The 12,169-nt window shown below is 66.9% G+C and carries 15 protein-coding genes; 7 read left to right on the top strand and 8 right to left on the bottom strand.

What is annotated here, in order from left to right; genetic code table 11:
* Window positions 1-36: 36 nt before the first annotated feature.
* Complete coding sequence (locus tag RBA41_RS08010; protein ID WP_306622843.1) at window positions 37-1,197, bottom strand: glycerophosphodiester phosphodiesterase; 1,161 nt, start codon at window positions 1,195-1,197, stop codon at window positions 37-39.
* Window positions 1,198-1,403: 206 nt separating this feature from the next.
* Here RBA41_RS08010 and RBA41_RS08005 point away from each other — a divergent pair, with 206 nt between their 5' ends.
* On the top strand, window positions 1,404-3,158 hold the full coding sequence (locus RBA41_RS08005; RefSeq protein ID WP_306622840.1) for a M4 family metallopeptidase: 1,755 nt from the start codon (window positions 1,404-1,406) through the stop codon (window positions 3,156-3,158).
* A 134-nt stretch (window positions 3,159-3,292) separates the two neighbouring features.
* A complete protein-coding gene (locus RBA41_RS08000) occupies window positions 3,293-4,420 on the top strand; it encodes a hypothetical protein (RefSeq protein ID WP_306622839.1) in 1,128 nt (375 codons plus the stop codon).
* On the opposite strand, the gene RBA41_RS07995 is transcribed toward RBA41_RS08000, so the two are convergent.
* Both RBA41_RS07995 and RBA41_RS07990 read right to left on the bottom strand, forming a co-directional pair.
* Complete coding sequence (locus tag RBA41_RS07995; RefSeq protein WP_306622837.1) at window positions 4,421-5,137, bottom strand: M23 family metallopeptidase; 717 nt, start codon at window positions 5,135-5,137, stop codon at window positions 4,421-4,423.
* A 52-nt stretch (window positions 5,138-5,189) separates the two neighbouring features.
* On the bottom strand, window positions 5,190-6,215 hold the full coding sequence (locus RBA41_RS07990; protein ID WP_306622833.1) for a L,D-transpeptidase family protein: 1,026 nt from the start codon (window positions 6,213-6,215) through the stop codon (window positions 5,190-5,192).
* 110 nt (window positions 6,216-6,325) lie between these two features.
* On the opposite strand from RBA41_RS07990, the gene RBA41_RS07985 reads away from it, so the two are divergent.
* On the top strand, window positions 6,326-6,622 hold the full coding sequence (locus RBA41_RS07985; RefSeq protein WP_306622830.1) for a 2Fe-2S iron-sulfur cluster-binding protein: 297 nt from the start codon (window positions 6,326-6,328) through the stop codon (window positions 6,620-6,622).
* Here the strand turns inward: RBA41_RS07985 and RBA41_RS07980 are convergent.
* Together RBA41_RS07980 and RBA41_RS07975 are read right to left on the bottom strand one after the other, a co-directional pair.
* Window positions 6,609-7,745, bottom strand: a complete 1,137-nt coding sequence (locus RBA41_RS07980; protein WP_306622828.1) for an MCP four helix bundle domain-containing protein — start codon at window positions 7,743-7,745, stop codon at window positions 6,609-6,611. The genes RBA41_RS07985 and RBA41_RS07980 overlap by 14 nt on opposite strands.
* Window positions 7,746-7,960: 215 nt before the next feature.
* Window positions 7,961-8,869, bottom strand: coding sequence for an alpha/beta hydrolase (locus RBA41_RS07975; protein ID WP_306622826.1), 909 nt, complete (start codon window positions 8,867-8,869; stop codon window positions 7,961-7,963).
* Window positions 8,870-9,006: 137 nt separating this feature from the next.
* Here RBA41_RS07975 and RBA41_RS07970 point away from each other — a divergent pair, with 137 nt between their 5' ends.
* Window positions 9,007-9,279 (top strand): hypothetical protein, encoded by a 273-nt coding sequence (locus tag RBA41_RS07970; protein WP_306622824.1) that lies wholly within the window; start codon window positions 9,007-9,009, stop codon window positions 9,277-9,279.
* 28 nt (window positions 9,280-9,307) lie between these two features.
* Here the strand turns inward: RBA41_RS07970 and RBA41_RS07965 are convergent, their stop codons facing one another.
* Complete coding sequence (locus RBA41_RS07965) at window positions 9,308-9,991, bottom strand: SOS response-associated peptidase family protein (RefSeq protein ID WP_306622821.1); 684 nt, start codon at window positions 9,989-9,991, stop codon at window positions 9,308-9,310.
* A 160-nt stretch (window positions 9,992-10,151) separates the two neighbouring features.
* Between RBA41_RS07965 and RBA41_RS07960 the strand changes: the two genes are divergently transcribed.
* Window positions 10,152-10,325 carry a hypothetical protein gene (locus tag RBA41_RS07960; protein WP_306622819.1) on the top strand — a complete coding sequence of 58 codons (174 nt, stop codon included), beginning with the start codon at window positions 10,152-10,154 and terminating at the stop codon, window positions 10,323-10,325.
* A gap of 81 nt (window positions 10,326-10,406) precedes the next feature.
* Here the strand turns inward: RBA41_RS07960 and RBA41_RS07955 are convergent, their stop codons facing one another.
* Window positions 10,407-10,709 (bottom strand): hypothetical protein, encoded by a 303-nt coding sequence (locus tag RBA41_RS07955; RefSeq protein WP_306622817.1) that lies wholly within the window; start codon window positions 10,707-10,709, stop codon window positions 10,407-10,409.
* A 223-nt stretch (window positions 10,710-10,932) separates the two neighbouring features.
* On the opposite strand from RBA41_RS07955, the gene RBA41_RS07950 reads away from it, so the two are divergent.
* Together RBA41_RS07950 and RBA41_RS07945 are read left to right on the top strand one after the other, a co-directional pair.
* Complete coding sequence (locus RBA41_RS07950) at window positions 10,933-11,070, top strand: hypothetical protein (RefSeq protein WP_167399967.1); 138 nt, start codon at window positions 10,933-10,935, stop codon at window positions 11,068-11,070.
* Window positions 11,071-11,167: 97 nt separating this feature from the next.
* Window positions 11,168-11,518 (top strand): hypothetical protein, encoded by a 351-nt coding sequence (locus RBA41_RS07945; protein ID WP_306622814.1) that lies wholly within the window; start codon window positions 11,168-11,170, stop codon window positions 11,516-11,518.
* A gap of 377 nt (window positions 11,519-11,895) precedes the next feature.
* Here the strand turns inward: RBA41_RS07945 and RBA41_RS07940 are convergent, their stop codons facing one another.
* Window positions 11,896-12,117, bottom strand: coding sequence for a hypothetical protein (locus tag RBA41_RS07940; protein ID WP_306622812.1), 222 nt, complete (start codon window positions 12,115-12,117; stop codon window positions 11,896-11,898).
* Between the last annotated feature and the right edge of the window lie 52 nt (window positions 12,118-12,169).

The following is a 12,169-nucleotide window of genomic DNA, read 5'->3' as shown; positions in this document are numbered from 1 at the left end:
TCTGCCGCTGCCGGCACCAGCGACGCGCTGTGCCGATTATTTTTTGAACTGGGCGACGGCCGCACGGCCCACGGCCGGATCGTCGGTGAAGAAGCCGTCGATGCCGGCGTTCAGGTAGGCCGTGATTTCAGCCACGGCGTCACCGCGCTCGCTCGGCGAGGCCGCGTTCCCGCGCCGCATGCTCGGCGGCAGGAACGGGTTTTCCGGACGCAGGGTCCAGGTGTGCACTTTCAGGCCGGCGGCGTGGGCATCGGCCACGAAGCTGGTCGGCGTGCCCAGTTCATTGGCGGCGGTGCGCGCGATGATGACTTCCTTGTAGGGCGAGACGGCATCGGCATAGGTGGCGATCTCTTTCAGGCCGGCCGGCGTGGTCAGGTCCTTGTAGGTTTTTTTGCTGCCGGCGGCGACGAAGTCGTAGGGCGCATTGCGCGGCGCGCCATTGGGCGCCGGCGGGTTGGCCGGATTGTCGATCAGCTGCACGATGCGCATGTCGGTCAGCTTGCGCAGTTCCTTCAGGTTGGCCACTTCAAACGATTGCAGGAACACCGCGGCGTCCTTGCCGCGGTAGCCATTGGCCACCAGCAGGTCGACCAGGCGCTTTTCGAGCGGCAGGCCGATGCCCTTGAAGTAGGTCGGGTGCTTGGTCTCGGGGTAGATGCCGATGGTCTTGTGGCGCGCCTGGCTTTCCTTCTTCACCAGGTCGATCACTTCCTGCAGGGTCGGCACCTCGAACTGGCCGTCGAACGCGGTGTTGGCCGGGCGGTTGGCGGGAATGCGCTCCTTGGCGCGCAGGGTTTTCAGTTCGGCCAGGGTAAAGTCTTCCGTGAACCAGCCGCTGACGGGAATGCCGTCGATGGTCTTGGTGGCCTTGCGGCTGGCGAACTGCGGCAGCGCCGCGACGTTGGTCGTGCCAGAGATCTCGTTTTCGTGGCGCGCCACCAGCACGCCATCTTTTGTCGCCACCAGGTCCGGCTCGACCATGTCGGCGCCATCCTCGATCGCCTTCCGGTACGAGGCCAAGGTGTGCTCCGGACGCAGGGCCGAGGCGCCGCGGTGCGCGGTCACGGTCGGCTGCGGCGGCCAGCTGGCGCCGGGATTTTGCAGCTCGGGGGTGTCGTCGCCGCCGCAAGCGGTCATCAAGGCCGCAACGCTGGCGGCGCACATCAGGGACAGGGTGGTACGGGACACGTGGTACATCGCAATAGGCTCCGGGTTGGTGGGAACAAGTGTTGACACTGCAAAAAAGCAGAGCGTAGCAAGCTTGCATGACCGTACGATGACGGCGAGCGCAGCGGATTTCGGCTTTTCTTTGCGTTTGAGCAAATTCTTCATGGAGTTCTGCTGTGACAATCGGTGTTGCCTGCGCCGTTTCCGGGGTAGGGCCTTTTCACTGGAGATGCCTGATGACAATTCGTCCGATCCTGCTGGCTGTTGCGCTCGCTGTTCACCTGGCCGGCGCCGCCGCGCCGCCATTGATGAACGGCCCCGTGACGGCGGCGCCGAACGCCGCCGCGCTGGTCGGCCAGCTGGCCGCGCAGCGGGCCCGGCACGGGCTGGACGCCGACCACCATTTCCTGCTCGCTTCCCAGCATCCAGGCTTGCAGGGTAGCACGGTGGTGCGCGCCCACCATACGTACAAAGGCGTACGCGTGTTCGGTTCGGAATCGGTGCTGGTGGCCGATGGGGCCGGCAACATCGTGCGCGAATCGGTCTCGGCGCGGCGCGTCCACCTCGGGCGCGGCAGCGCCAACCAGCTGGGCGCGGCCACGGCCGGGTTCGATGTGAAGCCGGCGCTGACGGCGCTTGACGCCATCGCGCTGGTGCTGCGCTCGGTGCGCGCCGGCGCCGTGGCCGAGACGCCGCCGGCGGCCGAACTGATCGTCTTTCCGCTGGTCCGGAGCGAACGCCTGCCGGCCGCGCTGGGCAAGGCCGACAGCGCCCTCAACGCGCTCGACATGGCCGACGTGGTGGCCGGCTACGAGCTGGCCTGGCTGGTCGGCACGCGCCTGCGCGCCGGCCCGCTGCCGGTCTACCACGACACCATCGTCAGCGCCCGCAACGGGCGCATCCTGGCGCAGTGGAGCATGCTGCAAAGCGCCGCCGGCACCGGCAAGAGCCAGTACAGCGGCGAGGTGCCGCTCAGCACCAGCGAGGGCGGCGCCGGCTTTCGCATGATCGATCCGCTGCGCGCCAAGGGCGGCAAGTTCGGCGGGCTGGCGGTGACCAACGCCAATCACGGCAGCAGCGCCGGGGAAGTGTTCACCAACAGCAGCAATACCTGGGGCGACGGCAAGCAGTACATCGCCGGCGGCAGCACCACCGACGCCAACGGCCAGACCGCGGCGGTCAACGCCATGTGGGGGCTGGCCAGCACCTACGACATGCTCAGGAACGCGCTGGGCTGGCATTCGCTGGACGGGCAGGACACCGCCACCTACATCGCCGCCCACGTGAACACCGCCTACGACAACGCCTACTACAGCGACACCTGCAAATGCATGTTCATCGGCGACGGCTCGACCTTCAACAGCCTGGGCGCGCTCGACGTGGTGGGCCACGAAATGGGCCATGGCGTGACCGACGCCACCTCGCGCCTGGTGTACGCGGGCGAGTCGGGCGGCTTGAACGAATCGTCGTCCGACATCACCGGCGAAGTGGTGGAAGCGTATGCGCGCGCCGGCGCCGGCGGCGCGCTGATTCCCGCCGGCGGCAACGACTGGATGATCGGCAAGGACATCAGCAAGACCGGCACGCCCTTGCGCTACATGATTCGCCCGAGCAAGGACGGCACCAGTCCGGATGCCTGGTCGTCCAGGCTCAGGCGCCTGGACGTGCATTACAGCAGCGGCCCGAACAACCGCATGTTCTATTTCCTGGCGCAGGGCTCGCACGCCGATCCGGCCAGCGACGCCCACAGCGCCTATCTCAGCGGCACGCCGCGGGCGATGAGCGGCATCGGCCTGGACAAGGCGTACCGCATCTGGTTCAACGCCGCCACCACGCGCTTTACCTCCAGCACCGACTACAAGGATGCGCGCGCCAAGATGCTGGCCGCGGCCGAGGAACTGTATGGCAAGAACAGCAAGGAGGCGGTGGCCGTGCAGCGCGCCTACGCGGCAGTCAATGTGGGGGGCGATATCGACGAACAGTTGCCTTAACCCACCCTCCGGGGTGGTGTGTACGCTTGGAACTATTTTTACGGACAACATAATGTGCGTTAGGAAATCCGGATTAGAATCGACGCACGCGTCCAGGGCGCCTGGCGCGTCTGTTCATCGTTCTGGAGTCCCTCATGCCCATTACCCCGCGTCTGTTGCAGCTTGGTCTGCTATCCGTCTTCCTGATCCCGGCTGCCGCACAGGCCGCGCCCTTATATTCCGTCAAAAACCTGGGTACGCTCGGCGGCGACAGCGGCGACGTGCGCGCCATCAATAGCAGCGGCGCTGTCGTCGGCTACTCGCTCAACAGCAACAACATCAGCAGCGCCTACGTCTCGCGCGGCGGCGCCATGCAAAGCCTGAGTCCCGACACGTCGACGCGCAGCTTCGCCAGCGGCATCAACGACGCCGGCGTGGCGGCCGGCCAGGTACTGAGCGGCAGCGGCGAATCGCGCGCGGTCACTTTTAGCGGCGGCAAGATCGATACCCTCGGCACCCTGGGCGGCGGCAACAGTTCCGCCAGGGGCATCAACAATGCCGGCCAGGTCGGCGGCAGCGCCGACCGCGCCGACGGCACCCAGGGCGCCTTCCGCTATACGCCCGGCGGCCAGATGCGCGACCTCGGCACCCTGGGCGGCGACAGCAGCCTCGGCACGGACATCAATAACAGCGGGGTGGTGGTGGGGCGCTCCGACCTGGCCAACGGGCAGTATCACGCTTTCCGCGCCGATGACAGCGGCATGCGCGACCTCGGCACCCTGGGCGGCAACTACAGCGAAGCGAACCGGATCAACGACCGCGGCGCGGTGGTGGGCTTTTCCTACCTGGCGGGCGACGCCAACTCGCATGCGTTCATGTACGACAATGGCGTGATGATCGACCTGAACACCCTGGGCGGCGCCAACAGCGTCAGTTACGGGATCAACAATGCGGGCCATGCGGTGGGCAGTTCCGACATCGCCGGCGGCAAGGCCGTGCACGCCTTCCTGTACGCGGATGGCACGATGCTCGATTTGAATGCGCTGGTGGGGCCGGGCTTCGGCTGGACCCTCAACTACGCGGCCGATATCAACGACCTGGGGCAGATCACGGCGCACGGTTGCAATACGGCCGGCCTGTGCCGCGGCTTCCTGCTCACCCCGGACGATGGCGTGGCCAAGGTGTCCGAACCGGCCACGCCGGCGATCCTGGCGCTGGGAGCAGGCATGATGCTGCTCGGCATGCAGCGCGGACGGCGCGTGCGCGCCATCCGCCAGAGCTGATTACTCGCCCAGCAAGGGGAAGGGGTTGATGGGCGTGCCTTTCCACCATTTCTTTTCGGCGGTCAGTTCGACCACGGCAAAGTGCAGGTGGGGTGCGTTCGGGTCCGAATTGCCGGTCACGCCGACATAGCCGACCAGATCGCCCCGCTTGAGCTCCATGCCTTCTTTCACGCCTTCGGCGTAACGGTCCAGGTGCGCGTAGTAATACGCGTATTTTTCGCTCGGATCGAACTGGTACACCGTCAGGCCGCCCGGCTTGCTGTTGAACAGCTTGACCAGTTTGCCGTCGCTGACCGCCAGTACCTTGCTACCCTTGGGCGCCATGATGTCCAGCGCTTCATGGTGACGGTCGGCGCCGCGCGGCTGGTCGAAATTGTCGCGCAGGCTGGCCAGCTTGACGCCCTCGACCGGCACCATCAGCTTGCCGGTGGCCGGCACGGCGGCCGCGTTGGCGCCATTCGCGGCGGGCGCGGCGATCTCGCTGGCGGCCGGACGCAGCGGCAAATCGAGCTCGCTCAGGTCGGTGCTCACCACCGGGGCGCCGGGCAGGTCGGAGACCGGCAGGGACACGCCGCACGGGGGAGCTGCTGCGGCCGGTGCCGGCACCGCAGGCGCCACCACGACCACCTCCGCCGGCTTGGGCACCGCGCGCAAGTAGACGAACAGGGAGCCTGCGCCGAGCAGCAAGCCTGCCAGGAAAGTAAGAAGCCATTTCATAAAATTATCCTTTTTCGTTGTGATGGGTGTGACGGGCAATTTTTCTCTTGCTTCATTCCTGCAGCAGCACGTCGGTGCCGTAGCCGACCGACTCGGTCAGCGTGGCCACATCCCAGTTGGTCAGGCGGATGCAACCGTGCGACTGGGTCTTGCCGATCGAGGCCGGCACCGGGGTGCCGTGGATGCCGTAATGGTCTTTCGACAGATCGACCCAGGCCACGCCCACCGGGTTGTTGGGGCCGGCCGGCAGCTTGGCTTTCTTGTCGCCCGGGCTGGCATCCCAGAACAGTTTCGGGTTGTAGTGGTAGACCGGATGGCGCGCCACGCCATTGACCTTCCAGCTGCCGATCGGCAGCGGATCGTGCGAACTGCCGGTCGATGCGGGGAACTGGGCCAGGACCTTGCCCTCGGCGTCGAGCAGGGTCAGCGAGCGGTCCGAGCGGTCCACCACGATCCTGGCCGCTTTCGGCAGCGGCTCGGTGTCGAGCACGTTCGGCACGACGATGGCCTCGCCGGCGCGGCCGAGATCCTTGCCTGGGTTAAGGCGCGCCAGCAGGGCCGGGCTGACGTGGAATTTTTCGCCCAGCGCTTCGGCCGCGCTGCTGTAGCCGAGCGCGGTCATCTTGGCTTTCTCGGCCATGCTCTCGGGGATGGCTTGAAACGGACCGGCCACATCGGCGTCGCTCAGGGTGTAGCTGACCAGGGCGTCGGCCGTGTCGGCGTTCAGCGCGGCCCAGGTCGCTTCGTCAAGCGTGCCGGATGGTTCGAGGCCGGCTTTCTTCTGGAAGCCGGACAGCGCCAGGCGCATGTTCGAACCCGAGGCGGCATCGATCTCGCCGCTCGAAAAGCGCGCGCGGTCGAGCAGGACCTGGGCGCGCAGCAGGGCCGGCGCCGCCAGCTTGCCCGCTTTCGCGCCCTTGGCCGGCTTGGCCGGCGCGGCTGCCGGGTCAGCCGTCTTGCCCGCCGCATTGACAGCCTCGATCGTCAGGGCGGACGGCGCGCTGGCGGCCATGGCGGTGGGAATGGTGGCCGCGCCTGCAAACATGGCGGCGATCAGGCAAAGCGAAGATGGTTTCAATTAAAGCCCCTTGGGAATCGGATAGCCTAGATTAGTTCCGGTCGGATATATAGTCTGTGCGGCAGCGTACTAAGGGCTGGAAGGGCAGGCGGGCCGGGTACAATGCGCGCATGGACAGTTATCTGATTACCGTGCAGCCGGCCGGCTGGCGCTTCGAGGCGGGCGAAGGGCGCGCGCTGCTGCTGGCGGCCGGGGAGGCCGGCATCGTGCTGCCCAGCTCATGCCGCAACGGCACCTGCCGCACCTGCCTGTGCCGGGTGGCGGCGGGCCAGGTGGCATACCTGATCGACTGGCCCGGCCTGAGCGCGGACGAACGGCGCGCCGGCGAGACCTTGCCGTGCGTGGCGGTGGCGCGCTCCGACCTGGTTCTGTGGGCGCCGGCGGCGCGCCGCGTCACAGCAGCGTAAGCGCCGGCGCCGCGTCCGGTGAGCGTGCCCGCGCGGGCACCGGCATGGCCATGCGCGCCCCATCCTCGTTGCCCAGCTTGAAGATGCCGACCACGTGCGCCAGGTGGGCCGCCCGCTCCTGCATCGACCCGGCCGCCGCGGCCGCCTGCTCGACCAGTGCCGCAGTTTGCCGGGTCACTTCATCCATCCGGGTGATCGCCATGTTCACCTGCCCGATGCCGGTGGTCTGTTCCCCGGTGCGCGAGGCCAGGTTCAGCTTGCCGGCCGCGATCTGGCCGGATGCGGCGGCAATGGTGCCGCTGCCGCTGCGCACCTGGGCCACGATCTTCACCAGCGCGGCGCGCATGGTTTTCATCGCGTGCAGCAGGCTGTCGTTGGCGCCGGGGCGGGTCCGGATCACGGTCGACAGTGTGCCCTCGGCCAGCGCGCCGGCCGCCTGCACCGGGCAGATCGGCGCGCCGCCCGGCTGGCGCGTCAGGCCGCGCGTGATCCAGAAGCCCAGCCCCACGCCCGTGCCCAGGCTGCCGAGCGCCAGGGCCACCATCAGCGCCTGGCTGCCCTGGTAGCGCTGGCTCGATGCGGCGGCCAGTTGGGCGGATCGCTTTTCTTTCTGGTGGGCCAGCGCGGAGAGCCGGTCGTCGACGATGTTGGCCTTGGCCGCCAGCGGACCGAGCGCAAATTCGGCCGCCGCGGTCTTGCCCTCGGGCGTGAGATCCTGCGCCCGTGTCAGTAATTCCGGCAGCATGGCCTCGTAGTCCGCCACGCCGCGGTCGACCTCGGCCAGCAGCCTTTTACCCATCTCAAGCGTATAGCGCGGGCGCGCCTGGTCCAGATTCTTGTGCAACCGGCGCCGTCCGTTGTCGAGCTGGTCGCTGAAGCGGCGCACCTGATCGGGCGTCGTGGCAACGAGCACGCCGCGCGCGGCCCGTCCGATAGAGATCAGCTTGATGTTCGCTTCCTTGGCATGGGACAGGCCGAGCAGTTCCTCATCGTGGGTGCGCTCGGCCTGCTCGTTCATGGTGGCCATGTTGACGATGCCGATGGCGGCCACGATGGCGCCCAGGATGGCGACGGTCAGGAAAGCGGTCAGCAGGCGCGTGCCTGCCTTCAGATTGTCGAGCATGCGATTCTCCGTAAAACGTCTGGACGTGATCGGGCGACGACGGCGGTGCTGGTTGTGCTGGTGTGTGCTGGACGTGCCGGGACAGCGCGGATCGGTGTGCCCTGAGTGACACGCTACGCGAAGCGGGTGTAACTGTTAATCGTTTTTCGTGGGTGACTGCGGTTTCCGGCACATTGTGGCGGCGCCGGGCAAGGTTCGCCGCCCGGTCGCGCCGCTTACTTGCCCATGCCGAGTGCGCTTTCGATCAATGGCAGGATCAGTTTCCACGATGGCGAGCTGGCCGCGATTTCATCGTAGTGGCTGGCGCCGGGCAGGATCAGCACCTCGGCGCGGTCGCCGGCGGCGCGCGCCCGCGCCGCGTAATCGTGGGCCGCGCGCGGCGGCGAGATGGTGTCGAGTTCACCCGTGACGAGCACGGTGCGGCTGCCGTTGGGCATCAGCTCGGCGGCGTTGGTATCGGCGAAGATGTCGGGCCGGCTGGCGCTCGGCGTGCCGGCCAGTTGCGCCAGGTCGCGCCCGCAGCTGGCCTTGATCAGCGCCTGCTCGTGGCGCAGGTCGGCCAGGCCGCCCAGGCTGATCACCTCGCGCACCGGCAAGGGGCTGGGCTGGAACAGCGGACTGCTGGCCGGAATCCGGCTGCGTCCCGCGATCCACTGCACCAGCTGGCCGCCGGCCGAATGGCCGAGCGCGACGATGCGGCTGGTGTCGAGCTGGTGGGCGGGCGCTTCGGCGGCCAGCTTGTCGAGCGCGGCGTTCATGTCCAGGTAGGTGCCGGGATAGCCGCCGCCTTGCTCGTCGACGCGGCGGTATTCCACGTTCCACACGGCGATGCCGCGCGCGGCCAGGGCGCCGGCCACATTGTGCATCTGGCTGATGCCGCCGTATTCCACCGTCCAGCAGCCGCCGTGCACCAGCACCACCACCGGAAACGGCCCGGGGCCGGCCGGGCGGAACAGTTCGGCGAATTGCGAGGGCGCGCTGCCGTAGGCGATTCTGGCGGTCGGCGGCGGGCCGCTCAAGGCCAGGTAATCGGCCAGGGTCATCGGCGCGGCAAGGGCGCCGCCGGAGGCGAGCACGGCGGGCACCAGAAGGGCGGGGACCAGGGACGGCAGGGCAGTCTTCATCGTGGGCAGGCGGGAGCGGAGGGAACTGCCACTATACCGGGTCCGGCATGCGCCGGGGAGGGGGGCGGCGCACGATTGGCGCGCCGGCGCCATGCAGGCGGCCTTCATGCTAGGCTGCGAACAACAATGAGGATGATATGCAAATCACAACGGACGAATACAAGGGTTTTACCATCGTGGTCACGCCGATCAAGGATTGCGCCGACCAGTGGGATTTTGAATACCGCATCACCAAGACCGGGCAGGGCGGGCAGGATACCGATCCCGCGCCAGCGCTCACGCGCAGCCAGACGGCCGGCGGCTATGCCACCCCGGAGGTGGCTTGCCTTGCCGGCGTGGAAGTAGCGCGCATCGAGATCGACAACCTGCTGGCCATGGCGCGCGAGCCCGAGCGCGAGCCCGAGCGCTGATCCGGCGCGCCCCGTGCCGGATCAGGGGTCAGGCCAGCAGATCGCGCCGGGCCGCCAGGTGCGGGCCGTCGTTGCTGGCGCGGCCCACGTCCCTGGCGACCGGATGCCACTCGAAGGCGTCGGGGCCGAGCGCCACCGAGCGTGCCAGCTGTTCGGCTTGCTGGGCGGACAGGTCCGGGTCGAGCCACAGGGCGGCGTCTTCGGCGCTGAAGACGATCGGGCGGCGGTCGTGCACATCGACCATGCCGCCCTCGGCATCGGCGGTGACGATCACGAAGCCCGACTCGGCCGCCTGCTCGCGCTCGCTGCCGCAGGCGCCGATGGCCGCCATGAACAGCGGCTCGCGCGTCTTGAGGTGGATGTGCCAGGGCTGCTTCTTGCCCTTGTCGCCGGTCCATTCGTACCAGCCGTCCGCCGGCACGATGGCGCGCCCGGCCTTGAGCAGGGGCGTCCAGTAGCGGTTGCCGAGTTTTTCGAGGCGCGCATTGATGGCGATGGGCAGCTTGTCCGCGGCCCACGAGGCGCGGTAGCCCCAGAAGGCATCCTCGACGACGAGCTGGTCGCCGACGACGCGCATCAGCGCTCGCCAGGTGCCGGGTGGCGCGTTGTAGCTGGGCGCGGCCTGGCTGGCGACGCGGGGTTCGGCGCCGCGCCAGTGCAGCGCCGCGACGTATTCAATGGCGGTATGGTTTTGATCGAGACGTCCGCACATGCGCTATGCCCTTTGGCTGAGGTTGTGGTGATCCCGGGGCGTGGCGTCCGGAAGGATCAACGATACCGCAAAAGGCAGGTTTGCCGCGCGCGCAGGGCGTTCATCGCCCCATGGCAGCGCGGTGTTGACATTCGCATTCACACTTGAAGAAAGGCATTCCATGACCAGCAACGAGAACCCTTCCACAGCGCCGCAGCGCGCCCATTCGACCCCCGATCCGGACGGCGTGCCGCCCACCGATCCGAAGCCGATCCCGGTTCCGGACGATGTGCCGCCGCCGGTCAACGCGCCCGTCGAAGAGCCGGTCATGCCAGAGCCGCCGATCAAGGCGTAACGGGCACACCTCGGCAGGCATCGGCAGGCATCGGCAGGTACTGGCTGGCAGCGGCACGCCAGGACCAGCCGGGCTGGATGCTTACTGGCCCTTGGGCGGGACCGGATCGAGCTGGTTGAGCTGTTCGCTTGGCTCATCGCGTTCGAGCGAGGCGTCATGCTCGCGCTTGTCGCGGTTCTCGCCGCCGTCGAGCTGGTTGGCGGCGGCCGAGGTGGCATTGTCGCTATCGGCATCGTTCTGGTCCGATGGCGGCAGGGGCGGAATCTGGCGGATGATGGCCTCGGTTTCGATTTGCGAAGGCGGTTTTTCGCCGCTGCCGATGTCGGCCTCGTCGACAAGCGATTTGGCGTCGGCCGGGTCGGGGAAGGATTTGGTGGCGTGCATGGGATTCTCCAATCGGTAAGGAGGTGCCGCACTGGCGCGGCGCGCTCGCAACGATGCTAACATTGCAAGGGATCGGCTGGCGCGCAGTAGGCCGTGGCGGCGGCGGCCGGCAGTGTTGCTCTCAGTCTACATTTGTTATTATTTGTGTCCCACATCACAACCGGAATGGCGCCTGCTTCCTATAATTAATCCATCAACCGTTGTTTTGTTCCGGGAGAACATGATGGGCAATTCCTTACACAACAAGATCTACCTTGGCCGCTCTTCGGTACTGCGTTCGCGCCCGATGCAGGTGGTGCTGCTGGTCAGCGCATTGATCAGTATCGGCGTTGTCTGGTTCCTGTTCCGCACAGTAAAGTAACCGTTGTCAGCGAATGCAGGTTGCCGCGGGCAGCCTGCGCGGTTACCATGGGGGCCGAAAATTGGCCACATGGAAAGCAGCAATGAAGAACGAGAAATTGACCACAGACGAATACGACGCGCTCGGGCACATCCTGGGTGGGGCGAAGCATGACCGCTTCAACGCCTGCGTCGGGCGCAACGCCAAGCGTCTGGCGGGCCTGAAGATGATCCAGTACAGCAAGGATGGCAAGCTGGCGCTGACGGACAAGGGGCAGCAGGTCTTGTTCCTGCGCCGCTGCATCGCCGGCCTGCGCGCGCTGCTGGCCGACCCGGCGGCGGTGGTTGACGCCGACGTGCTGGTCTTCCTCGGCAAAAAATCCCACATCGCCGCGCTCGAGGCGGGCGGCCACGGCGTGACCGACAAAGGCCGCGAATCGCTGGCCGACATCGACGCCCAGGACAAATAAGTCCCCCGCCTCTCGCCCCGGCACCGACTGCCGCACCCCACACCGGGGTCAGAGCTCTGACTAGCAACATTTAACATTCTTTCTTAGCCGGGGTCAGACCTCGGTTAGGAAACGTTTCTGCCCTCAAGCGTCTCGTCCATGCATCGCGACTCCGAAAATACCATCATCCTCCCGCATGAAAATGCTGCCGGGACGTCGACGCATCCGCCTGCCCGGACAAGTGTTTCCTAATTGAGGTCTGACCCCGGTTAAGAAATAATTGCTCGATTTGCAACGAAGGCGGGCGTGGATTTAACAATGTTTCGAGTCAGAGCTCTGACCCCGGTTGTAGGTGTCTTTGACCGGCGGTGCGGGCGGAGGAGGGATGGAGACGGGCGCTACGGTTCGTCGCGGCGCGTGCCTTTGTAGATCAGCGTGCGGATCGCCACTTCGGGCGGCACGTTCATCGCCGCCAGGTATTCGGCCGCTTGCTGCACGCCCAGCGTCGGAATCGCGGCGATCGCCTGGTTGACCACGTCACGCGTGCGGAAATCGGTGCGCGGACTGGTCGCTTCGCTACCGCGCGCATCGGCCCGCTGGCGCTGGAATTCTTCACTCATGTGTGTCGCTTGGCTCAAAAATGGCTGTCAGTCGACGATGATAGTCTATTTT

The organism is Massilia scottii, from assembly GCF_030846495.1.
Taxonomy (GTDB): Bacteria; Pseudomonadota; Gammaproteobacteria; order Burkholderiales; family Burkholderiaceae_D; genus Telluria_A; species Telluria_A violaceinigra.
Note: the sequence above shows the minus strand (reverse complement) of the source record. Positions and strands in the feature narration are given on the sequence as shown.